We start from the raw sequence: 21,743 nt of genomic DNA, 5'->3' as shown, positions 1-21,743 counted from the left end.
CACGCTCCCGATCCCTGGCTCACGGGAGAGAGCTGAAGTAGCGCGCACGCTACCGCTCGAGAGGCAATCCTCGACCTAGGGTTGAGGATTGTGGAGAGACCCATGACCGTATTAATGGCCGCGCCTTCGGCGCCGGCGCGGTCATGGGGCTGTGACTCCCGGCCTTCCCTCGTCGCTCCAGTCGCTTCGCTCCCTGCGCTCCTCAGTCCAGGCCGGGAGGCCCCATGACCGTGTGGACGGCGCTCGCGTCGCCGCGGTACCTGATTTCGTCGTGGCCGTGGCGGAGCTACGCGTATCTCTTCACGTCGGTGCCGATGGGTGCGGCGTCGATCGCGGTGCTGGTGGGACTGGCTGCGTTGAGCGCGGTGCTGAGCCCGATCCTGATCGGGATCCTGATGCTGACCGCGTTCCCGCTGATCGGAGCCGCCATCGGGTGGGCGGAGCGACGGCGCGCCGGGATGATGCTGGTGGACGGCATCAGCAGCCCGCACGCGGCACTGCCGATCGGGCTGCCGCTCCGGCAACGCCTCACGTTCCGCCGCCGCGAGCAGGCGTCGATGCGGGCGCTCGGGTACGGCTTCGTGCTCGGGGTGTTTGTCTGGCCGCTGAGCGCCTTGTTCGCGGGAATCAGCGCGACCGTCCTGCTGACGACGCTCGCGGCGCCGGTGATCGCCGACGGCGACGAGATGGGGATGGGGCCGTGGACGCTGAACACGGCGCGGGAGGGACTTGTCTTCCTGGTCTTGTTCGGGCCGGTGTTCTACGCGGTCAGTTCGTACCTGCTCGGCGTCCTCGCGGGCGCCGAGGCCTCACTCGCGAAGGCGATGCTCGGACCGCGTCAGGAAGAGCTGCAGCGCAACTTGGCCGAGCTGCGACGTTCCCGGCTCGATCTGGTCGACGCGTTCGAGACGGAGCGCGCGCGGATCGAGCGGCACCTGCACGACGGCGTACAGCAGCGGCTTGTCGGGCTCACGATGACGCTCGGGCTGGCGGAGCTGGATCTGCCGGAGGGCGAGGGACGGCGCATGGTGGTGAAGGCGCACGCCGAGGCCGAGGCGGCACTGGCCGATCTGCGCGCTGCCGTGCGGGGCATCCATCCACGGGTGCTGATCGATCACGGGTTGGAGGCCGCCGTCCGGGAAGTCGCTGACCGGATGCCGCTCCCGGTGACGGTGCAGCTGTCCGTTCCGGCGCGACTGCCGGCGCCGATCGAGGCCGCGGCGTACTTCGTCGTGAGTGAGGCGCTCGCGAACGTCGCCAAGCATGCGCAGGCGTCACAGTGCGCGGTCTCGGGCTGGGTCGATCGCGAGCGGCTCGTCATCACCGTGCAGGACGACGGCGTCGGCGGCGCGACACTGGGTGCGGGAACCGGTCTGACCGGGCTGGTGACGCGATTGGACGCGTTGGGAGGCACACTCGACGTCGACAGCCCACCTGGTGGGCCGACCCGACTGAGGATGGAGTGCCCGTGCCGACTCGGCGACTGAGTATCGTGCTCGCGGAAGACTCGCTGCTGCTGCGCGAGGGACTGGCGAGCATCCTGGATCGCGCCGGGCACGACGTACGGGACTCCGTCGGGGACGCGGACACGCTGCTCGCGGTGGTCCGCAAGGAGCCGCCGGACGTGGTGATCACCGATGTCCGGATGCCGCCCGGGCACAGTGACGAAGGGCTCCGGGCCGCGGCCGCGATCCGCGCCGAGCAGCCGGCGATCGGGATCCTGGTGCTGTCCCAGTACGTCGCCGACGCGTACCTCTCGTCGTTGCTGGAGACAACGACCGGCGGGATCGGGTACCTGCTGAAGGACCGGGTCGGGCACGTGACCGAGTTCCTCGAGTCGCTGGACCGGGTCGCCGACGGCGGCACGGTGGTGGACCCCGAGGTGGTGCGCCAGCTGCTCGCGCGGCGCCGTAACGACGGTCCACTCGCGGCGCTCACGCCCCGCGAACTCGAGGTGCTCGCGTTGATGGCGGAGGGTCGGGTGAACGGGTCGATCGCGGAACAATTGGTGGTGAGCGAGGCGGCCGTTCGCAAGCACGTCGGCAAGATCTTCGCGAAGCTGCGGCTGGACGACGGGCGGGACCGGCGCGTGTCCGCCGTACTGACTTATCTGAGAGGTTGATCATGGACGAGGCGATCCGGAAGATCCTGGCCGAGTGCGAGACGTGGGCCGTGGTCGGGTTGTCGAACAACACCGACCGGGCCGCGTACGGCGTGGCGCGGTTCCTGCAGGGTCACGGGAAGCGGATCGTGCCGGTGCACCCGTCCGCTGAGACGGTGCACGGCGAGAAGGGGTACGCCGCCCTCGCGGACATCCCGTTCGCGGTCGACTGTGTGGACGTGTTCGTCCGCTCCGACCTGGCCGGCGACATCGCGGACCAGGCGGTGGGCATCAACGCGAAGGCGGTGTGGTTCCAGCTCGATGTCGTGGATCAGGACGCCTACACGCGAACGACGGCCGCAGGTCTGACGATGGTGATGGACCACTGCCCAGCGATCGAGTGGGGCCGTCTCGGACCGACCGGGTAAGCACCCCGAACGGCCACCACCAGTGCACGGTCTAGTTCAGGTATCCCTCGACCGTGTCGGCCGACCGGGACTGCGCGTCGTCGGGGTTCTCGCCGAACTCCCGCTTGGCGCGGCGCTGCCGGAGCAGGTCCCAGCACTGGTCCAGCTCGACCTCGAGGGCCTTGAGCCGGTCCTTCTCGTCGGCGTTGTCGACCTGCCCGCCCGCGTGCTTGGTCCGGAGCTCATGCTCCTCGGCGACCAGGTCGTCGATCCGGCTGAAGATGCTCTTGTCGTCGCTCATGGGGACACGCTACGCCCGTCCGGAAGCTTCGACCGTGACAGCAACTCGGTGAGGACCAGGATGGCGATGGCTTCCGCGGCGACCAGTCCGATCAGTACGACGAGTTGCAGCGCGGCCGCCTGGGTCGGGGAGGCGCCGCCGAGCACCATGCCGACGAACGCGCCGGGTAGCGTGACCAGCCCGACGGTCCGGGTCTGATCGAGCGCCGGCAGCAGCGCGTCACCTGCGACCGGTCCGGCGACGAGTTTGAACGCGTCAGGCTGCAGCAGCCCGATCGACAGTCCGGCCTCGAACTCGCCGTACCGGGTCTGGTACTCGCTCAGCACGCGGCGGCCGGCGAGGGTGGTGGCGGTCATCGCGCCGCCGACGATGATCCCGCCCATCGGCAGGATGCTCGCCGGGTTCCGCGGCACGACCCCGGGCACGATCAGCAGCAGCAGGACCGTGAACGCTCCGGTCCCGATCGCGGCCGCGCAGTACGCCCACTGGCCCGGGATGGCGGCGGTCTGGTGGAGCCGCCGCGTGCTCGTCACGGTCGCGACCACGAACATGAGCAGGACGAACGCGATCGCGCCGGCGGTGTACCGCAACGCCACCCCGACGACGGCACCGACAGCCGCCAGCTGCACGACCGCACGCAACGCCGCGGTGACGATCCCCTTGTCGTGCCGGAGCCCCGCGTAGTGCGACGCTCCGACCCCGATCGCGATCAGCAACGGCAGGACGACGACAGCGGCCCAGCCGAGCCCGGTGTGGAACGACATCGGTGCTTACTTGAAGTCCGCCTCGTCGTACGTCAGCCCGCCGCCCGATCCGCTCTCCACCTTGGCCGCCTCGTCGGCGCGCAGCTCGACCCGGCGGATCTTCCCGGAGATCGTCTTCGGCAGCTCCGCGAACTCGATCCGCCGGATCCGCTTGTACGGCGCCAGGTGCTCGCGGCAGAACGCCAGGATCTCCCCGGCTAGTTCCCGCGACGGTTCGTGACCGGCCGCGAGGACGACGTACGCCTTGGGTACGGCGAGCCGCACCGGGTCCGGCGACGGGACGACGGCTGCCTCGGCGACGGCCGGGTGCTCGATCAGGACCGACTCGAGTTCGAACGGGGAGATCCGGTAGTCACTCGCCTTGAACACGTCGTCCGAGCGCCCGACGTACGTGATGTAGCCGTCCTCGTCGCGGCTCGCGACGTCACCGGTGTGGTAGTACCCGTTCCGCATCACCTCGTCGGTGAGCTCCTGCGCGTCGCGGTAGCCGCGCATCAGCGGGACCGGCGCCGGGGCGAGCTCGATGCAGATCTCGCCGTCGTCACCGATCTCGTCGGTCGACGGGTCGATCAGCGCGATGCTGTACCCCGGCAGCGGGCGGCCCATCGAACCGAGCTTCACCGGCTGCCCCGGCGGGTTGCCGATCTGGGCCGTCGTCTCGGTCTGGCCGTACCCGTCGCGGATGGTGATGTTCCACGCGGTTCGGACCTGCTCGATCACCTCGGGGTTCAGCGGTTCACCGGCCGAGATGCACTCCCGGATCCGGACCTCGACCGCGGACAGGTCGGCCTGGATCAGCATCCGCCAGACCGTCGGCGGAGCGCAGAACGTGGTCACGCCGTACTGCTGGAGGACCTTCAGCATCTTGTCGGCGTTGAAGCGGGTGTAGTTGTACAGGAAGACGGTCGCGCCCGCGTTCCACGGGGCGAACACGTTGCTCCAGGAGTGCTTCGCCCAGCCGGGTGACGACACGTTCAGGTGGACGTCGCCGGGCTGCAGGCCGATCCAGTACATCGTCGAGAGGTGCCCCAGCGGGTAGCTGACCTGCGTGTGCTCGACGAGCTTCGGCTGACTCGTCGTCCCCGAGGTGAAGTAGAGCAGCAGCGAGTCGTCGGCTGCCGTGTCGACCTCTGGTACGTCGCCGTCATACGACTCGGCGTCGGCGTAGTGCAGCCAGCCTTCGGCCGGTTCACCGACCGCGACACGGATGCAGTGGTCCGCGATCCCGGCGTACCGGGGTGCGTCGGCCCCGCTGGTGACGACCGCGCGGACGTTGCCGCGGGAGATGCGGTCGGCGAGGTCGGCGTCGGTCAGCAGGGTGGTCGCCGGGATCATCACGGCGCCGGCCCGGATACAGCCGAGCATGGTCTCCCACAGCTCGACCTGGTTGCCCAGCACGATCAGCACGCGGTCGCCCGGTTTCAGACCCGCCGTCGTGAGCCAGCCGGCCACCTTGCGGGACCGCTGGGCCATCTCGGCGTACGTCCGGGAGTTCACCTCGCCGTCCTCCTCGACGATGGTCAGCGCGGACACCTCGGGCTGCTCGACCGCGAGCGCGTCGAACCAGTCCCGTGCCCAGTTGAACCGCTCGAACGCCGGCCAACTGAAGTCCCGGTACGCCGTCTCGTAGTCGTCCCGGTGCGCGACCAGGAAGTCACGCGCCGCCCGGAACTCCCGCGTCACGTCCGAGGTGCTCTGCTCCGTGCTGTCCGATGAGCTCATGCCCGCATCTTTGCCCAGCCACTACCGATCGGTAAACCGGCCACTCCGGCCCGCAGCGTCACAGTCAGCGTCACAGTGCGAGGACGGCGCCCGTGACGACCAGCGGGGTGAGGATCAGGCCCCGCCAGAGGAACGACCACCAGGTGATGTCCACGCGGGCGGCGTCGCAGCGGGCTCGCCAGAGGAGGGTCGCGAGGGAGCCCCAGAGCGTGAGGAGGCAGCCGCAGTTGACGCCGATGAGCAGCGCGAGCATGCGGTGTGGTGAGTTCTGGGCGACCGGCTCCATGGCGAGGTACGCCGGGAGGTTGTCGAACAGATTGGCGCCGACCGCCGCGGTGAAGCTGAGGCGCAGGTCGGACGTCGTACCGGCGATCCGGCGCAGCAGATCCTCCAGACCGTGGGCACTGAGGAAGCCGACCACGGTGAAAAGCACGATCACGGTGATGACCAGCTTGTACGGGATCAGTGACCACCGCAGCGCGCTGCGCCGCCGGATCGCGAACAGGACGACCAGGACGATCGCACCGATACTCGCCGGAATCGCGACCTCGACACCCGACACGAAGGCAGGCCCCAGCAGTACGCAGACACCCGCCGATCCCCAGAACAGCACCTTGTCCTCGACCGCCGGTGTCGGCGGCATCCGGTAGGTGCGATTCAGGTCGCGAGCGAAGAGCGCCGCGAGGACGGCGACGGTGATGACGATCGCGGCGATCGCCGGGCGCCAGCTGACCGAGATGTAGCTGACGTCGAACTGGCGGAACGGGTGCTGGGCGAGCAGGTTCGTCAGGTTCGAGACCGGTAGCAGGAGTGACGCCGTACCGGCCAGCCAGACCGTCGTGAAAGCGAACAGCTTCGGCGGGATGTCCAGCTGCCGGGCCATCGACAGGACGACGGGGGTGAGCAGCACCGCACAGGTGTCGAGGGACAGCACGATCGTCAGACCGGTGGCGAGCGCGACGACCAGGAGCCACAGCCGCCAGACCCGGCCGCGGGCGAGATGGGCGGCCTCTCGCGCCGCGACGTCGAACACCTTGGCCTGGTCGGCCAGCTCCGCGATCACGGTCACGGCGATCAGGAACACCAGCACCGGGGCGATCCGCTCGAACAATTCACGACCTCCCGGGTGCCGGTTTGAGTACGCTTGCCAGGTGCCGGACCAGTATGACCACGAACTGCCGGAGAGCTACCCGGCGGAGTACGAGGCGGACGTCGTCCTGCGGGACGGCGCGACCGCGCACCTGCGCCCGATCACACCGGCCGACGCCGGGCTGCTGGTCGCGTTCTACGCCCGGGTGTCCGAACAGTCGAAGTACTACCGCTTCTTCGCCCCGTACCCGCAACTGTCCGAGCGTGATGTGGCGAGGTTCACGCAGGTCGACTACCACGACCGCTCCGCATTGATCGTCACGGTCGGTGACGAGATGATCGGCGTCGGCCGGTACGAGCGCACCGGCCGCGGGACGGCGGAGGTCGCGTTCCTGATCGAGGACGCGCACCAGGGGCGCGGTCTGGGCCAGTTGCTGCTCGAGCACCTGGCGCAGGCGGCCCGGGAGCACGGCATCCACCGGTTCGTCGCCGAGGTGCTACCGGACAACCGGAAGATGATCACGGTCTTCACCGAGGCCGGGTACAAGGTCGCCCGGGAGTTCGAGGACGGCGTGATCATGGTCGAGTTCGACATCGCGCCCACCGACACCTCGTTCGGCGTGATGCAGGCCCGCGAGCAGCGCTCCGAGGCGCTCTCGATCGCGCGGCTGCTGTCGCCGGCGTCGGTCGCGGTGATCGGCGCCAGCCGGCGCGAGGGCACGATCGGCAACGCGCTGCTGCGCAACCTCCGCGACGGTGGCTTCCCGGGCCGGTTGTACGCCGTGAACACCGACACCAAAGCTGACGAGATCGAGGGCGTTCCGGCGTACCCGACGATCCGGGAGGTCGACGACACGGTCGACCTGGCCGTGGTCGCGGTGAAGGCGGAGATGGTCGCGGACGTGGTCCTGGACTGCGCCGCGAAGGGTGTCCGGGGGCTGGTCGTGGTGTCCAGCGGGTTCGCCGAGATCGGCGACGAGGGCCGGAAACGGCAGCGGTACCTCGTGGGTCTGGCGCGCTCGTACGGGATGCGGGTGATCGGGCCGAACGCGCTCGGGCTGATCAACACCGCCACCGGGGTGTCGCTGAACGCCACGCTCTCGCCGCTGATGCCGAGCAAGGGGCGGGTCGCGTTCTTCTGCCAGTCCGGCGCGCTCGGCGTACCGATCCTGGCGGACATGGTCGGTCGTGGCCTGGGGCTGTCGAGTTTCGTCTCGGCCGGCAACCGGGCGGACGTGTCCGGCAACGACCTGATGCAGTTCTGGTACTCCGACGAGGCCACCGAGGTCGTCCTGCTCTACCTGGAGTCACTCGGCAACCCGCGGAAGTTCAGCCGGGTCTCGCGGCGGCTGGCCGGGCGGAAGCCGGTGATCGCGCTGAAGTCCGGACGGGCCACGCAGGGTGTGCCGGTGGGTCAGTTGGTCCGGCGCAGCCAGTTGCCGCCCGCAACCATCGAGTCGATGTTCCGGCAGAGCGGCCTGATCGGGGTGGACACCACCGGCGAGCTGTTCGACGTGGCCCAGTTGCTCGCGCACCAGCCGCTGCCGAAGGGCCGCCGGGTGGCGATCGTGTCGAACTCGGACGCGCTGACGCTGCTCGCCCTCGACACGATGGCGGGCTGCGGCCTCGACGTGGCCGGCGAGCCGCGGAACCTGAGCGCGGACGCGACCGCGTCGGACTTCGGCCTCGCGCTGTCCGAGGTGTTCGCCGACGAGAAGGTGCACTCGGTCGTCGTGATCTACACGCCGCCGGTGCAGTCCAGCGGGGGTGAGATCGCCCAGGTGCTGGCCGCGGCGGCCGCCGGTTCGGACAAGCCGGTGGTGTCGACGTTCCTCGCCTCGCGCAGCGTGCCCGAGGAACTGCAGGTCCCGGACGAGGACGGCGGCGCGGCCCGCGGCTCGATCCCGTCCTTCCTCAACCCGCAGTACGCCGTCGGCGCCCTCGCGAAGGCCACGCAGTACGCCGAGTGGCGGCGCCGCTCGGACAGCCGGATCCCGGACCTGCCGAACGTGGACACCGCCGGGGGAGAGGACTTCGTCGCGGAGTTCCTGCAGCGGCACCCGTCCGGCGCGGACCTGGACGACGCCGACAAGCAGCGGCTGCTCGGCTTCTACGACATCTCGGTGCTGCCGGCGTTCCCGGTGCTCAGCGCCGACGAGGCGGTCGACCGGGCCGCGGATCTCGGGTTCGAGGTCATCCTGAAGGCAACCGCGGAGCAGTGGCGGATGCGCCCGGATCTCGCCGACATCTGGCGGCACATCCACGACGAGGACGACATGCGGGCCGCGTGGGCGGAGATGACGCGGACGTTCGGTGTCGCGTCGGACCCGGGGCGCGCGCAGTTCGTCGTACAGAAGATGGCGCCGCCGGGGGTTCCGGTGGTGATCTCGACGATCGAAGACGTGTCGTTCGGGCCGGTGGTGACGTTCGGTCTGTCCGGCGTCGCGACGGACCTGTTGGGCGATCGGTCGTACCGGATGCCGCCGTTGACCACGCGGGACGCCGCGGAGATGGTGCGCGAGGTGAAGGCGGCGCCGCTGCTGTACGGCTACCGCGGGTCGGACCCGGTCGACATCTCCGCGATCGAGGACCTGCTGCACCGGGTGTCCCGGCTGACGCTCGACTTGGAGGAAGTCGTGCGACTGGACCTCCGCTCGGTTCTGGTCGCGGCCGAGGGCGCCACCGTCCTCGACACGCGGATCCGGATCGCGCCCAACGAGAAGCCCCGCCAGGACATGCCGGCCCGCCGCCTCACCTGACCCGCGTGTAGACGCTGTTCTCGCGCTGCAGCAGCCGCGCGTCGACGAGTTCGCGACGGAGCGCGGCGTGGTCGGGATGCCAGCGGTTCAGGATCTCGTTGACCTCGGGCTCCGGATAGTCGCGGCCCACCTCGAAGCCCTGCACGACGTACTCGAGCACGATCCGCAGCTTCTCCGGGAACGTCGGGAAGTGCGTCAGCCGCCCGTCCCGGATGAATCCCTTGAGTACGGCGTCGCGCGCCGGATCCGGATCGAGCGGCACCCACTCCGGCCGGCTCTCGCGGACTGCGTCCTTGAACGCGCCCTCGTCCGCGCTGAACCCGTCCCGGCTCGCCGCGATCAGCCCGCCCTTGGTCAGTCGCTGCAACGCCTTCACCACGACCGGCGCCGGCAGCCCGGTGCTCCCGGCTACCTGCTCGGGAGTGGTGGCGCCGAGGACGATCGCGGAGTACGTCCGCAACCTCGACGGTTCGGCCAGCAGACCACAGAGCTGATCGGCGTTCATGCGTTTCACGCTAACGCTCGCCGCAACCGGATTTCGGCGTGAAAGGATCAGTGAAAGGATCATCGGTATGGAGCCTGGTCCGCACAACGCGATTACCGATGTCCCTGGAATCCTGGTCGGTCAGGTCGAGCGCGTCGACCCGCCGTACCTGACCGGAACCACGGTGATCCACGTGCCGGCGACCGCTGTCGCCGCGGTCGATGTCCGCGGCGGCGCGCCCGGAACGCGGGAGACCGATCTACTGTCGCCGGTGAACTCGAACGGCGGCGCGAACGCGATTGTCCTGACCGGCGGGAGCGCGTTCGGTCTCGACACCGCGGGCAGCGTGATGCGCTGGCTGGAGGAGCGCGGCGAGGGCGTCCGGGTCGGGCCGGGCGAGTACGACGTGGTGCCGATCGTGCCGACCGCGGTGATCTTCGACCTAGCGCGTGGCGGCGACTTCAAGGCCCGCCCGGAGCCGTCCTGGGGAGCGGACGCGATCGCCGTCGCTGCCGACGGTCCGGTTGCCCTCGGCAACCACGGGGGCGGTGCCGGTGCGCGGGCCGGTTCGCTGAAGGGCGGCGTCGGCTCGGCCAGCGTCCGGCTCGACGACGGTACGACGGTCGGCGCGCTGGTGATCGTGAACGCGGCCGGCTCCACGGTCGACGCCGGCGGCAACCTGTACGGCGCCCGCCTCGGGCTGGGCGACGAGTTCACCCATCTCCGGACTCCGACCGAGCCGCCGCCGGCAGCACCTGGCCGCAACCTCGTCCCGGGGCCGTCGATGAACACCGTGATTGCCGTCCTCGCCACCGACGTACCGCTGGACAAGGCGGCGACGAAGCGGATGGCGATGATCGCGCACGACGGGCTTGCGCGGGCGATCGATCCGATCCACACCCTCGTCGACGGCGACAGCCTCTTCGCGCTGTCGACCCGGGTGCCTGAGGACGACCGGCCCCGGCTCAGCGTCACGGACCCGACCGCACTCGCGCGGCTCGAGACGGTGTACGCCGCCGGCGCCCGGACGCTGACCCGCGCGATCGTGCACGCGATGCTGAACGCCGAGTCGGTCGAGACCCCGACCGGCACGATCCCGAGCTACCGCGACGCCTATCCGTCGGCTTTCCGGACCGACTGACGTACGACTCAAGTCGTACGCCGGATCGCCGAAGGGCGCCGGAAGACGATCTGAAGACCGGTCTACGGGCCGACGATCGCGGGCGCCGTCCGCGAAAGGCTCTGCGGTATGAACCTCCAGAGTCCCCAGTCGCAGGTCGTGTTGAGTGGTCACGGCCTGGTCAAGTACTACGGCAACGTCGTCGGTCTCGCCGGGGTCGACGTCGCGGTGCGGTCCGGTGAGGCGCTCGCGGTGATGGGCCCGAGCGGCAACGGCAAGACGACGCTCCTGCACGTGCTGGCCGGCATCCTCACGCCCGACCAGGGCGAGGTGTGGCTGGGTGGCGAGCGCGTCGACCAGCTGAACGACGCCGCCCGGACGGTACTGCGCCGGCGTCGGCTCGGCTTCGTCTTCCAGGACAACCAGTTGCTCGCCGAACTGCCCGCGGACGAGAACGTCGCGCTGCCGCTGATGGTCGACGGCCTCAGCCGCCGCGACGCGATCGGCCGTGCGCGGACGACGCTCGCGCAGGTCGGGCTCGCGGCGGAAGCCGGTCGTCGTCCCGGCGAGCTCTCGGGTGGGCAGGCGCAGCGGGTCGCGATCGCGCGGGCGCTGGTCGGCGAGCCCCAGGTGGTGTTCGCCGACGAGCCTACGGGTGCGCTCGACGCGGCCACCGGGTCCCAGGTGATCGACCTGCTGATCGGCGCGGCGACGTACCGCGGTGCTGCGGTGGTTGTTGTCACGCACGACAACGCGGTCGCCGCTCGCTGCCACCGCACGTTGCACATCGTCGACGGTCGGGTCAGCGAGGGCGTGGGGGTTGCGCGATGAATCCGATGACGGATCTCGGACTGCGGTTCGTGCGGCGGCCGGGTCCTGGTGGGCGCGCGGCCAACCTCGCCGCGCTCGGGGCGACCGCGGTCGTTGCGCTGCTGGTGACCTTCCTGATCGCCGGCTCGCTCGGGCTGTCGCACCGCTCCGACCGGATCGGCTGGCGGAGCGCGGACAAGGCCGACCCGGCGACCGCGATCGGTGCACTGAACCTGGACGACGACCAACACGTCGACGGCCATCGGCTCGCCGTCCTCGACCTCGCAACGCTGCGCCCGAACGAACTCGCGCCGCCGCCCGGGCTCGACCACACGCCAAAGGCCGGTGAGGTCTTCGTGTCACCCGAGGTCGCCAAGCACTGGTCCAGCCTCAGCAAGCAGTACGGCGTGGCTGAGCCGACCGGCGTGATCAGTAGCAAGGGTCTGTCCTCGCCGGAAGAGTTCATCATCATCCGGGGTGTTCAGACGATCCCGGCCGACGAACACCCGCAGTACGTGAGCAGCTGGCACGAGAAGGTGTGGGACAGCCGCATGGTCGGGCTGCTGATCGCAGTGGCCTTCGGCATCACTCTGGTGCTGTTCCCGATCCTGAGCCTTGTTGGCCAGGCCGCCGGCGTCGCAGCGAAACGCCGTGAGCACAGACTGGCCGCTTTGCGACTCGCTGGTGCTACGCGGACGCAGGTGCTGTGGCTGAGTGCTGTTGAGCAGGCGGTGCTCGGAGTGGTCGGCGCGGTAGTTGGTCTGGTCGGCTACACCGTTCTGAGTCCACTGATCGCGCAGATCCCGCTCGGCGGAGGACGCTGGTACGTCGGTGACATCACCGTCCAGTGGTGGACAGTCCTTCTTGTACTGGTCGCCGTACCTGTCTTGTCTGTCGTCAGCGCATTGATCGGGCTCGGACGCGTCAGCATCACGCCGCTGGGCGTCGTACGCGGTCAGACGCGCAAGAAGGTCAGCGTGCTGCGACTGGGTCTCTTGGTGATCGGTCCGATCGTTCTGGCGTACTACGGGATGCAGGCTGCCGTTGTGCCGTTGGTCATCGGGATCGGGTTCGCCGCGCTCGCCGTACGGATCATCGGGCCGTGGGCGGTGCAGCTGGTCGGCAAGACGATGGCGAACCTCGCGAACGGACCTGTGGCGTTGCTGGCCGGTCGACGGCTCGTGGACGATCCGAAGGGCGCGTTCCGTCCCGTTGCCGCGCTGGTGCTGTCCGGCTTCGTTACTGGGTTCATCTCGGTGTTCATGCCGCCGGGCGACGACGACCCGAGCTTCAACGACATGCGGATCGGCGTGGCTCTGCTGCTGTCGCTGGTGTTCCTGACGGTCGCCGCGTCCACAGCTGCTGGGGCTGTCGGCACTGCATTGGACCAAGCGGCGCCGGCGAAGGCGTTGCGGCGGTCCGGCGTACCCCTGCGGGTGATCGAGCGGGCTGCTCGGCTTGCAGCCGTCGTACCGGTGATCGGGGTCGGCCTGCCGGTTGTGGGGTTCGGCGCGCTGTGTGGGTTGGCGCTGAGTGGTGGAAAGGTGCTCACACAGGGGAGTTCCGGCGTACTGCTGCTCGTCGGGCAGGTCGTCGCCGGCCTGGTCCTGGTCGCGGTCGCCGGAGCGGCGGGAGCGCCGGTACTGCGGAAGGCCAGTGCGAACTGAGCGCGGTTGTCCACAAGGGTGAACCGCGCGAGGTCGCGGTCGTGCAAGGATGAGGGCATGCGTGACCTGAATGCACCGGAGCTCGCGGACGCGTCGGCGGACCTGCGCGCGGCGATCGATCGGTGCGGCTACTACCCCGACGTGGTGACGGATTCGCTCGCGGTGGCGGTCGCCGGCGAGCCGATCCGGGCCTACGTGCTGCAGCACGAGCCGACGTTCGACCGCGACGAGGTCCGGCGGCACATCACGATACTGGCGCTCACCCCGAGCCGGCTGATCGTCGGCCACACCGACGAGCACGCGGCCGACGAGGTCATCCGGACGCCGTACGCGTCGACGTCCACCGAGGCGATCCCGCTGCACCGGGTGAACGCCGTCGTCGTGAACCGCGTCGTCCCGAACCCGGCCGGCTACGCCTCGGGCAAGTCCGACCCTGCGGTCGCGGGCGGTGGTGAGGTGGTGCTGACGATCGGCTGGGGCATGGTCAACCGCATCGATCTCGAGCCGGCCGTCTGCGCCGACCCGAACTGCGAGGCCGACCATGGGTACACCGGGTCGGTCGCGGCCGACGACATCTCGTTGCGGATCAGTGCCGCGGCCGACGGTCCGGCGGGGATCCAGCAGGTGCTCGAGTTCGCCAAGGCGCTCTCGTTCGCCACCAGCAGGTAGTGCCGTGATCGTCCCAGTGCCCCCGCAGTACGGCGGCGGAGCGCTCGCCGACGTCCTGCCCTCGGTCGCCGGCGCGCTGTCGGTGCCGGGGGAGACCAACCTCCTCGGCCTCCCGCCGTCACCGCGGTACGCCGTCCTGCTCCTCGACGGCCTGGGATGGAACCTGCTCCAGCGGTACGCCGACGCGGCGCCGTACCTGTCCTCGTTGATCGCGCACAGCCGCCACCTCACAGCGGGAGTGCCGTCGACGACAGCGGTGAGCCTGACCAGCCTCGGTACCGGGCTGCCGCCGGGAGCGCACGGGATCGTCGGCTACACGTCGATCGTGCCGGAGAGCGGTGCCCTGCTGAACGCGCTGGCCTGGGACGCGCCGGTCGATCCGCGGAAGTGGCAGCCGCACGCGACGGTCTTCGACCGGATGGCCGCGGCAGGCGTAGCCACTCGCAACGTGAGCAAGGCACGGTTCGACTCGTCCGGTCTGACCGCGGCAGCGTTCCGGGGCAGCAAGCACCGCGGCGCGGACACCGTCGAGGACCGCCTGGACGCGACCCGGTTCGCGAGCCGCGAAGGCAAGTCGTCGATGGTCTACGTGTACGACTCACAACTCGACTACATCGGCCACCAGCAGGGTGCGGACTCGGCGCAGTGGCGCAAGGAGCTGTCCGCCGCCGACTCGTTCGCCCAACGGGTCCGGTCCGCCTTGCCGCGGGACGCCGTACTGCTCGTTGTCGCCGACCACGGCATGGTCGACATCGCGCCCGAGCAGCGCGTGGACGTGGACGCCGAGCCCGCGCTGACCGACGGAGTCCGCGTCGTCGGCGGTGAGGCCCGCTTCCGTCACCTGTACTGCGTTCCGGGCGCTGAGGCCGACGTGATGGACGTCTACCGCGAACGACTGGGGGACAAGGCCCTGGTGCTGTCGCGGTCCGATGCGATCGCGCGCGGTTGGTTCGGCTCCGTCGTCGAGGACCGGGTGTCGCCACGGCTGGGCGACGTCATCGTCGCGTCACTCGGCCCGGTGGCCCTGATGGCGAGCCGCCGGCACCCGCAAGAGGCGACTCTGATCGGGCTGCACGGCTCGTTGACCGCCGACGAGATGGAGATCCCACTGCTCGTCGACACCGGGAACTAGAAGCTCCACACGTCCCAGTAGAAGGTCGTCGTCGCAGTCTTCGCCTCACCGTCGCGCGCCGTGACGGTCACCTTGTAGCGACCCGATCCGGGCGTCAGGACGCCGGTGATCCAGCCGCGCTCGGGGTCGATCGTCAGACCCGGCGGCAGGCCGGCGGCCGAGTAGCTGATGTCGCCCGTGCCGCCGCTTCCCTTGAGCAGCAGCGGGACTGCCGGAATACCTCCGACCCCGATCTGCTCCGAGGGTTGGGTGACCGAGATCGCGCCCTGCGGCTGGGCAGACGCCGCGCCGACCGCCTCGGCCGCGTCGACCAGACCCTCGCCGTAGAACGAGTTGTTGGTCGCGGACCCGATGCACTCACCGGAGGAGCCCGCGGGACAGGCGAGATCGTTGGCCTGCTGCGCGAGCTTCCCCCGGACCTGGGCGGCCGTCAGTTTGGGGTTGGCACTCCGGAGCAGGGCCGCGACACCCGCGACGTGCGGCGACGCCATCGACGTACCCTCGAGGACCTTGTAGCCGCCGCCGGGGACGGTCGAGAAGACGCCCTCACCGGGAGCGGCCAGGTTGATCTTGTTCTCGCCGAAGTTGGAGAACTGCGACTTCGTGCTCGACGGGTCGACGGAGCCGACGACGACCACGTTCGGCAGCTCGGTCGGCAGGCTGATGCAGTCGTTGGTCACGGCGCGCTCGCTCGCGGTCGAGTCGTCCGGGCTCGAGTTGTCCGAGGTCTTGTTCGCCAGGTCGTAATCCTCGTTACCGGCCGCGGCGACGTTCACGACACCCTTGCCGTCCGAGTACGCGACGGCCCGGCGTACCGCCTCGGCGATCGCGTCCTGGTCCTTGTCGCTCGGGCACAGGAACAGCCACGGGTCGACGTAGTAGCTGTTGTTGGTCACCGAGACGCCCTTGTCGGCGGCGAACATGAACGCGCACACCGTGTTCTCGGGGAAGAACAGCTGGTTGCCGGGCTCGGCCACCCGGATCGACGACACCTTCACCCCGGGCGCCACGCCGATCATCCCGATCCCGTTCTTCGCGGCGGCGATCGTGCCGGCGACGTGCGTGCCGTGCTCACCGACCGGCCGCCACGCGCCCGGACGGGTGTCGACCTTGCCGTACGCACAGGACGCCGACCGGGTCGCGTCGAAGTTCGCCTTCAGGTCCGGGTGCTGGTCGTCGACGCCGGTGTCCAGGACGCCGACGGTGATGCTCTTCGCGCCCGTGTTCTTCTGCCAGGCGCGGTCGGCGCCGATCTGGGTCATGTCCGCGCGGTCCGTCTCCGCCACCGAGGTCGCGGTCTCCGGCACCGCGGGCGGGATCGCCGGGTTCGCGACATCCGCGGGCAGGTCGGTCGTCCGCGTCGCGCCGGCCTTCTGTACGCCGTCGACACCGCGCATCTTGGTGACGAAGTCGGCGGCCGCCGAGTGCGCGACGATCACCCCGATCGCGTCGTACGTCGCGTACACCGTGCCGCCGTTGCTCGTGATCGCGCCGGTGACCTTTCCGGTCTGGTTCGGTGCGGTGATCACGAAGTACGCACGCTGCCCGGCCTCGGACCGGACCGGCGCGGCACTCGCCGCGAGACCGGCCGGAAGGGTGGCGGTGAGGACCGTCAGACAGGCCGCGAGGGCGAGAAGAAGAGCTTTGCGCACGATCCATTCAAACCGGAGGAAGGCTCAGAACCCAAGCGACCCCCCGCGACACACCCCGGCGTGCGGTGCGGACCTCTGACTTGGCAGGATGTTCGCCCGTGGCTGAGCTCCTCTATTTCACCGGGACCATGGACTGCGGCAAGTCGACGCTGGCCCTGCAGATGGATCACAACCACAAGGCGCGTGGCCGCCTGGGGAGGATCTTCACCAGTCACGACCGCGCCGGCGAGTCGGTGCTCTCGTCCCGGCTCGGGCTGTCCGCGGAAGCGGTCGAGGTGCGGGCCGAGTTCGACTTCTGGGACTACGTGGTCGGTGAGCTCACGCACGGCGGACGGATCGACTACGTGGTGTGCGACGAGGCGCAGTTCTACAGCGCGCTGCAGATCGAGCAGCTCGCCCGGCTCGTCGACGAGCTGCAGATCGACGTGTTCTGTTTCGGGATCCTGACCGACTTCCGGGCCACGTTGTTCCCCGGATCGGCGCGGCTGGTGGAGCTCGCGGACCGGATGGAACTGCTCCAGGTCGAGGCGTTGTGCTGGTGCGGTGAACGGGCCACGCACAACGCCCGTACGATCGGTGGGGAGATGGTGACCGAGGGCGAGCAGCTGGTGGTGGGGGACATGGAGACACGGGACCACGAACCCGCGTACGAGGTGCTCTGCCGACGTCACCACCGCCGTCGCCTCACCCAGGCGCGCGCCCGCGCCACGCTGTCACCCGAGGTACTGCCGTTCGGAGGAGCCGCTTCATGAACGAGCGCAGCGAGTTCATCAAACGACACAGCGCGATTCGTACCTCATCCGCGCCCGGAGCGAAGCGAGGACGTGGATGAGTGCGCTGATCACCGTCGCCGACCTGCGCGCGCTGTCCGCCGTACCGGTGCTGGCCGACGTCACCTGGAACCTCGCGGGACCGCCCGGCAAGGACGCGTACGACGCCGGCCATCTGCCCGGCGCGCACTTCGTCGACCTCGAGACCGAACTCGCCGGCCCACCCGGCCCCGGCCGCCACCCGTTGCCCGACGCAACCACCGTCACCGCGACGTTCGCCCGCCTCGGCATCACCACCGCCGACACCCCGGTCGTCGTCTACGACGCCGCCAACTCAATGGCCGCCGCCCGCGCCTGGTGGATCTTCCGCTACTTCGGCCTGACCAACGTCCACGTCCTCAACGGCGGCCAAGCCGCCTGGACCACATCCGGCGGCCCCCTCACCACAGACGCCCCCGCTGCCAACATGTCCGGCGGGTTTGTGGCGACCCCTGGCCATCTGCCGGTGTTGGATGCCGAGGGTGCTGCCGCAGTGGCAGCGAAGGGTGTACTGCTCGACGCCCGCGCACCGGAGCGGTTCGCGGGTGAGGTCGAACCGATGGACCCGGTCGCCGGTCACATCCCCGGCGCCGTCAACGCCCCCACCACCGCAAACGTCGACGACACCGGCCACTTCCTCAAGCCCGCCGACCTCCGCACCCGCTTCACCAACCTCGGCGCCACCCCCGACACCGAGGTAGCGGTCTACTGCGGCTCCGGCGTCACCGCCGCCCACGAAGCCCTCGCGCTCGAGTCAGCCGGCGTACCAGCCACCGTCTACATCGGCTCCTGGTCCGAGTGGATCACCAACCCAACCCGCCCAGTAGCCACCGGCTCAGACTGATCCGGCACAAGTACGACGCGCTCGCAGGCAGCCGCTCGCCGAGTCGTGAAGATCGGCTGTGGTTTCGCGACCTGGACTCACGACTCGAGGCTGAGCGCGGCAGCCAATCGCCACGACTCGGCGGGTTTGGCCTGGTTGAGGTGGTACGTCGCCGTGCTTGCGCGCGAGGGGTTGCGGGCGGGGGAGTGCAGTTAGACCACCCTTGACTTTGTTGGCGTTGGTGCGGGAGTCTGTGGGAGAAATCGATTTCCCATCAGTCCGCCCCTTGATGCCGGGAGTCACAAGATGATGAAGCGATCCACGTTTTTGCGTGCTGCTGTTGGTGCCGGTGTGGTGGCTGCGGCGGCGAGCTCTCTGGCCGGTCGTGCGTTCGCGAGTAGCCAGGCTGTGTTGACCAACAAGGTGGCCGATCTGACCGGGCCGGGTTTGACCGACCGGTTCCGGATGGCCGCGACAGATCTCGGGATTCCTGCGCGTACGCCGGACGGCCGGCTGCTCTTCATGTTCGGCGACACCTTCGAGCAGCCGACCGTCGGTGGCGGCTGGTGGCGGTCGCCGGTCGCGTTGTGGTCGACGACCACCGACCTCAACAGCGGCGTGAAGTGGTCCGGAGCCGTCGGCGGCGATGCGGCCCAGCAGCTCTGGGACTACCCGCACGACAACCCGACGTTCTCCACCGTGCTGCCCTCGGACGTGATCACGATCGGCGGGTCGATGTACCTGCACGCGATGGTCAACAAGGGCCTCGGAAACGTCGTGTGGACAGAGATCTGGCGCTCCGACAACTCCGGTGCCAGCTGGTACCACACGGGTGCGAAGTTCGACCCGAACATCGACGGCGGCCTGTTCCAGCTCCTCACGTGGGGCCAGGGAAACGACGGCTACGTGTACGTCTACTCGACCGGCTTCCAGCGCAACAAACCGATCATCCTGAAGCGGGTCCGCCAGGAGCAGATCGCCAACCCGGGCGCGTACGAACCCTGGGGTTACCGCGACGGCGTGTGGGCGTGGGGCAATCCCGCGACCCCGATCCTCACGGGGAGCTTCGGCGAAATGAGCCTGCGTCCGCTCGGCGGCAAATGGGTGCTGACCTGGTTCAACGCCGGTGACTACCGCATCGACGGCATCATCATGGACACGCCGACGTCCAACCTCTACACGGCGTACCGCCAGACCCTCATCTACGGCGGCGCGTGGGGATCCGAGGACGGCAACCACGTCGCCCAGCTGTACGGCGGTTACGTCATCCCCGGCTCGACCTTGTCCGACATGCACCTGTCCGTCAGTCAATGGAACACCGACAACGGCTGGCCGTACCGCGTCATGCAGTTCCGCGTCCGCGGCTTCGGCTAGACCTCACGCACCATCGTGTCGGACGTCCCAACAACACCAACCTTCGTGAACCCCAGTGATTCGTAGAGCTTCCGAGCCGGGTTGTCCGGATCCACGCTGAGCGAGATCCGCGCGTACGGCGTCCGCTCGAGCAGCTCGCTCAGCACGGCGCGCGCCACTCCGCGCCGGCGAAACGCGGGGGAGACCCCGAGCGTCAACTCCGGTACGTCGTCCGCGATGTACCCGTACCCGGCGCGATCGGCCGTCAGGAGACGCGCCCAGGTCGCGCCGGCGGGGGAGCCGTCGAGTTCCGCGATCACGCCGTAGTCGGTGTCGCGCTGCCATCCGTCGAGGTAGCGCCACGCGTGGTCGTCGGCGCGGGCCTTCGCCTCGTCGTACCAGGGGGTGCCGTCCCAGTTGCAGGCCTCGAGCAGCATCGCGGTGAGGAACGGCAGGTCGGCGGCAACGGCCGGTCGGAGCAGCATGCGCCCATCCTTCCACGCCGCGAGACCCGTTGCGAAAGCGTTACCGCACAGGATCCCGACAAGGTCTTGAGTTAGTAACACGCTTGGTTTAACTTACTCGGGACCTGGCCGGTGTGTGGCTCAGAGCACATCGGCGGCATCCGGAAACCTGAGGAGTTCCGATGACGAGAGTGAGCAGGTGGGGCCGGTTCGGCACCGCCCTGGGTGTTGCCGGGCTGATGGTCGCGGCCGGCTGTGCGAAGGCGACCGACCCGGCGTCGTCGGCCGGTGGCGCCGGTGGCGACATCGACGAGAAGGCGCCGGTCACGATCACGATCGGCGACCGCCCGACGCCGGACAAGCCGGCTGACATCAAGGCCTTCGACCAGAAGATCAAGGACTTCATGGCGAAGAACCCGAACATCACGGTGAAGTCGACCGAGACCAACTGGCAGGCGCAGACCTTCCAGGCGCAGATCGCCGGCGGCACGCTGCCGACCGTGATGAGCATCAGCTTCACCGAGCCGGCCAACATGATCCCGAACAAGCAGCTGCCGGACATCACCGACGAGCTGAAGCGGGTCGACCTGACCAAGGACCTGAACCCGGACGTGCTGAAGATCGTCCAGGACGCGAACGGCCGGATCTACGGCGTACCGATCGACGTGTTCTCGGTCGGGCTGGCCTACAACCGGGCGCTGTTCAAGCAGGCCGGTCTGGACCCGGACAAGCCGCCGACGAGCTGGGACGAGGTCCGTCAGTACGCCAAGCAGATCGCGGAGAAGACCGGCAAGGCCGGCTACGCGCAGCTCACCACCAACAACACCGGTGGCTGGATGCTGACCACGATGACGTACAGCATGGGCGGCACCATCGAGAGCCAGGACGGCAAGAAGAGCACCTTCAACGACGCGCCGACCAAGAAGGCGCTGCAGCTGCTGAAGGACATGCGCTGGACCGACAACTCGATGGGCAGCAAGTTCCTCTACAACCAGGAGGAGATCCGGCAGGACTTCGCGGCCGGCAAGATCGGCATGGTCATGCAGGCGCCGGACGCCTACGACATGAGCGTGAAGAACTTCGGCATGAAGCCCGCCGACTTCGGTGAGGGCGCCCTGCCACAGGACGGTGGCCCGCACGGCACGCTGACCGGTGGCGCGCTGAAGATGATCAGCCCGAAGGCGACCAAGAACGAGGTCGTCGCGGCGCTGAAGTGGATCAAGTTCGAGCAGTTCGACAAGTACACCACCGAGGCCTCCGCGGTGGCGGACGCGAAGACCACGATCGCGGACAAGGGCTTCGTCGGCCGGCCCGGGATCAGCCCGCTCAGCGAGCAGACCTACGACCAGTACAACAAGTGGCGTGAGCCGTACGTGAACGTCCCGGTCAAGCAGTTCCAGAGCTACATCGACTCCACCAAGACCCTGAAGCTGCTGCCGGAGCCGTCGAACAAGGGCCAGGAGGTCTACTCGCTGCTCGACCCGGTGGTCCAGCAGGTGCTGACCAAGAAGGACGCGGACGTCGACAAGCTGGTCAGCGACGCCGCCTCGAAGGTCGACGCGCGTCTGGGCCGGTAGCCGATGTTCCAGCTACGTACGTCGAGAACGTCGAGGCAGA

20 protein-coding genes are annotated in these 21,743 nt (G+C 69.1%); 13 read left to right on the top strand and 7 right to left on the bottom strand.

Annotation, left to right across the window (positions count from 1 at the left end):
• Positions 1 to 224 precede the first annotated feature (224 nt).
• The 3 genes from AC0662_RS07200 to AC0662_RS07190 are packed head-to-tail and all read left to right on the top strand — an operon-like array spanning position 225 to position 2,529.
• Entirely contained in the window at positions 225 to 1,487 is a 1,263-nt protein-coding gene (locus AC0662_RS07200; protein ID WP_478299124.1) for a sensor histidine kinase, read from the top strand.
• Positions 1,469 to 2,122, top strand: coding sequence for a response regulator (locus AC0662_RS07195; RefSeq protein WP_478299122.1), 654 nt, complete (start codon positions 1,469 to 1,471; stop codon positions 2,120 to 2,122). The genes AC0662_RS07200 and AC0662_RS07195 overlap by 19 nt, the downstream gene beginning before the upstream one ends.
• A 2-nt stretch (positions 2,123 to 2,124) precedes the next feature.
• A complete protein-coding gene (locus AC0662_RS07190; protein ID WP_452201852.1) occupies positions 2,125 to 2,529 on the top strand; it encodes a CoA-binding protein in 405 nt (134 codons plus the stop codon).
• Positions 2,530 to 2,560: 31 nt separating this feature from the next.
• Here AC0662_RS07190 and AC0662_RS07185 read toward each other — a convergent pair whose 3' ends face one another.
• From AC0662_RS07185 to AC0662_RS07170, 4 genes are all read right to left on the bottom strand, one after another.
• On the bottom strand, positions 2,561 to 2,809 hold the full coding sequence (locus tag AC0662_RS07185; protein ID WP_452201850.1) for a DUF2630 family protein: 249 nt from the start codon (positions 2,807 to 2,809) through the stop codon (positions 2,561 to 2,563).
• Positions 2,806 to 3,573 (bottom strand): ABC transporter permease, encoded by a 768-nt coding sequence (locus AC0662_RS07180; protein ID WP_452201847.1) that lies wholly within the window; start codon positions 3,571 to 3,573, stop codon positions 2,806 to 2,808. The genes AC0662_RS07185 and AC0662_RS07180 overlap by 4 nt, the downstream gene beginning before the upstream one ends.
• A gap of 6 nt (positions 3,574 to 3,579) precedes the next feature.
• Positions 3,580 to 5,295: an AMP-binding protein gene (locus tag AC0662_RS07175; protein ID WP_452201845.1), complete on the bottom strand. Its 1,716-nt coding sequence runs from the start codon at positions 5,293 to 5,295 to the stop codon at positions 3,580 to 3,582.
• 70 nt (positions 5,296 to 5,365) lie between these two features.
• A complete protein-coding gene (locus AC0662_RS07170) occupies positions 5,366 to 6,406 on the bottom strand; it encodes an ArsB/NhaD family transporter (RefSeq protein WP_452201844.1) in 1,041 nt (346 codons plus the stop codon).
• 40 nt (positions 6,407 to 6,446) lie between these two features.
• On the opposite strand from AC0662_RS07170, the gene AC0662_RS07165 reads away from it, so the two are divergent.
• A complete protein-coding gene (locus tag AC0662_RS07165; RefSeq protein ID WP_478299119.1) occupies positions 6,447 to 9,143 on the top strand; it encodes a bifunctional acetate--CoA ligase family protein/GNAT family N-acetyltransferase in 2,697 nt (898 codons plus the stop codon).
• Here AC0662_RS07165 and AC0662_RS07160 read toward each other — a convergent pair.
• Positions 9,136 to 9,648, bottom strand: coding sequence for a DUF2087 domain-containing protein (locus tag AC0662_RS07160; protein WP_478299117.1), 513 nt, complete (start codon positions 9,646 to 9,648; stop codon positions 9,136 to 9,138). The genes AC0662_RS07165 and AC0662_RS07160 overlap by 8 nt on opposite strands.
• Before the next feature lie 67 nt (positions 9,649 to 9,715).
• Between AC0662_RS07160 and AC0662_RS07155 the strand changes: the two genes are divergently transcribed.
• From AC0662_RS07155 to AC0662_RS07135, 5 genes are all read left to right on the top strand, one after another.
• Entirely contained in the window at positions 9,716 to 10,768 is a 1,053-nt protein-coding gene (locus tag AC0662_RS07155) for a P1 family peptidase (protein ID WP_478299115.1), read from the top strand.
• A gap of 108 nt (positions 10,769 to 10,876) precedes the next feature.
• The gene (locus AC0662_RS07150; protein WP_478299113.1) at positions 10,877 to 11,578 is read left to right on the top strand and encodes an ABC transporter ATP-binding protein; all 702 of its coding nucleotides are present in this window, start codon (positions 10,877 to 10,879) and stop codon (positions 11,576 to 11,578) included.
• Positions 11,575 to 13,224 (top strand): FtsX-like permease family protein, encoded by a 1,650-nt coding sequence (locus AC0662_RS07145; RefSeq protein WP_452201835.1) that lies wholly within the window; start codon positions 11,575 to 11,577, stop codon positions 13,222 to 13,224. Before AC0662_RS07150 ends, AC0662_RS07145 begins: the two co-directional genes overlap by 4 nt.
• A 57-nt stretch (positions 13,225 to 13,281) precedes the next feature.
• Entirely contained in the window at positions 13,282 to 13,893 is a 612-nt protein-coding gene (locus AC0662_RS07140; protein WP_452201833.1) for a DUF5998 family protein, read from the top strand.
• Positions 13,894 to 13,897: 4 nt separating this feature from the next.
• Complete coding sequence (locus AC0662_RS07135; protein WP_478299111.1) at positions 13,898 to 15,025, top strand: alkaline phosphatase family protein; 1,128 nt, start codon at positions 13,898 to 13,900, stop codon at positions 15,023 to 15,025.
• Here AC0662_RS07135 and AC0662_RS07130 read toward each other — a convergent pair.
• Entirely contained in the window at positions 15,022 to 16,677 is a 1,656-nt protein-coding gene (locus AC0662_RS07130; RefSeq protein ID WP_478299109.1) for a S8 family peptidase, read from the bottom strand. The two genes, AC0662_RS07135 and AC0662_RS07130, sit on opposite strands and share 4 nt — an antisense overlap.
• Positions 16,678 to 16,775: 98 nt before the next feature.
• On the opposite strand from AC0662_RS07130, the gene AC0662_RS07125 reads away from it, so the two are divergent.
• From AC0662_RS07125 to AC0662_RS07115, 3 genes are all read left to right on the top strand, one after another.
• Complete coding sequence (locus AC0662_RS07125) at positions 16,776 to 17,429, top strand: thymidine kinase (RefSeq protein ID WP_452201828.1); 654 nt, start codon at positions 16,776 to 16,778, stop codon at positions 17,427 to 17,429.
• Between the two features lie 76 nt (positions 17,430 to 17,505).
• Complete coding sequence (locus AC0662_RS07120) at positions 17,506 to 18,330, top strand: sulfurtransferase (RefSeq protein WP_478299107.1); 825 nt, start codon at positions 17,506 to 17,508, stop codon at positions 18,328 to 18,330.
• 285 nt (positions 18,331 to 18,615) lie between these two features.
• The gene (locus AC0662_RS07115) at positions 18,616 to 19,683 is read left to right on the top strand and encodes a DUF4185 domain-containing protein (RefSeq protein ID WP_478299105.1); all 1,068 of its coding nucleotides are present in this window, start codon (positions 18,616 to 18,618) and stop codon (positions 19,681 to 19,683) included.
• Here the strand turns inward: AC0662_RS07115 and AC0662_RS07110 are convergent.
• Complete coding sequence (locus AC0662_RS07110) at positions 19,680 to 20,147, bottom strand: N-acetyltransferase family protein (RefSeq protein ID WP_478299103.1); 468 nt, start codon at positions 20,145 to 20,147, stop codon at positions 19,680 to 19,682. The two genes, AC0662_RS07115 and AC0662_RS07110, sit on opposite strands and share 4 nt — an antisense overlap.
• A 161-nt stretch (positions 20,148 to 20,308) precedes the next feature.
• On the opposite strand from AC0662_RS07110, the gene AC0662_RS07105 reads away from it, so the two are divergent.
• A complete protein-coding gene (locus AC0662_RS07105; protein ID WP_452201821.1) occupies positions 20,309 to 21,703 on the top strand; it encodes an ABC transporter substrate-binding protein in 1,395 nt (464 codons plus the stop codon).
• The last annotated feature ends 40 nt before the right edge of the window (positions 21,704 to 21,743 follow it).

The organism is Kribbella sp. NPDC043289, assembly GCF_056436705.1.
The sequence above is the reverse complement of the archived record's forward strand: the minus strand, read 5'-3'. Positions and strand labels throughout refer to the sequence as shown.

What these genes read in the sequence shown, in the direction of transcription:
- AC0662_RS07200 (WP_478299124.1), top strand. Translation starts at nt 225, where the DNA reads ATGACCGTGTGGACGGCGCTCGCGTCGCCGCGGTACCTGATTTCGTCG.
- AC0662_RS07190 (WP_452201852.1), top strand. Translation starts at nt 2,125, where the DNA reads ATGGACGAGGCGATCCGGAAGATCCTGGCCGAGTGCGAGACGTGGGCC.
- AC0662_RS07185 (WP_452201850.1), bottom strand. Translation starts at nt 2,809, where the DNA reads ATGAGCGACGACAAGAGCATCTTCAGCCGGATCGACGACCTGGTCGCC.
- AC0662_RS07180 (WP_452201847.1), bottom strand. Translation starts at nt 3,573, where the DNA reads ATGTCGTTCCACACCGGGCTCGGCTGGGCCGCTGTCGTCGTCCTGCCG.
- AC0662_RS07175 (WP_452201845.1), bottom strand. Translation starts at nt 5,295, where the DNA reads ATGAGCTCATCGGACAGCACGGAGCAGAGCACCTCGGACGTGACGCGG.
- AC0662_RS07160 (WP_478299117.1), bottom strand. Translation starts at nt 9,648, where the DNA reads ATGAACGCCGATCAGCTCTGTGGTCTGCTGGCCGAACCGTCGAGGTTG.
- AC0662_RS07155 (WP_478299115.1), top strand. Translation starts at nt 9,716, where the DNA reads ATGGAGCCTGGTCCGCACAACGCGATTACCGATGTCCCTGGAATCCTG.
- AC0662_RS07150 (WP_478299113.1), top strand. Translation starts at nt 10,877, where the DNA reads ATGAACCTCCAGAGTCCCCAGTCGCAGGTCGTGTTGAGTGGTCACGGC.
- AC0662_RS07145 (WP_452201835.1), top strand. Translation starts at nt 11,575, where the DNA reads ATGAATCCGATGACGGATCTCGGACTGCGGTTCGTGCGGCGGCCGGGT.
- AC0662_RS07140 (WP_452201833.1), top strand. Translation starts at nt 13,282, where the DNA reads ATGCGTGACCTGAATGCACCGGAGCTCGCGGACGCGTCGGCGGACCTG.
- AC0662_RS07120 (WP_478299107.1), top strand. Translation starts at nt 17,506, where the DNA reads ATGAGTGCGCTGATCACCGTCGCCGACCTGCGCGCGCTGTCCGCCGTA.
- AC0662_RS07115 (WP_478299105.1), top strand. Translation starts at nt 18,616, where the DNA reads ATGATGAAGCGATCCACGTTTTTGCGTGCTGCTGTTGGTGCCGGTGTG.
- AC0662_RS07110 (WP_478299103.1), bottom strand. Translation starts at nt 20,147, where the DNA reads ATGCTGCTCCGACCGGCCGTTGCCGCCGACCTGCCGTTCCTCACCGCG.
- AC0662_RS07105 (WP_452201821.1), top strand. Translation starts at nt 20,309, where the DNA reads ATGACGAGAGTGAGCAGGTGGGGCCGGTTCGGCACCGCCCTGGGTGTT.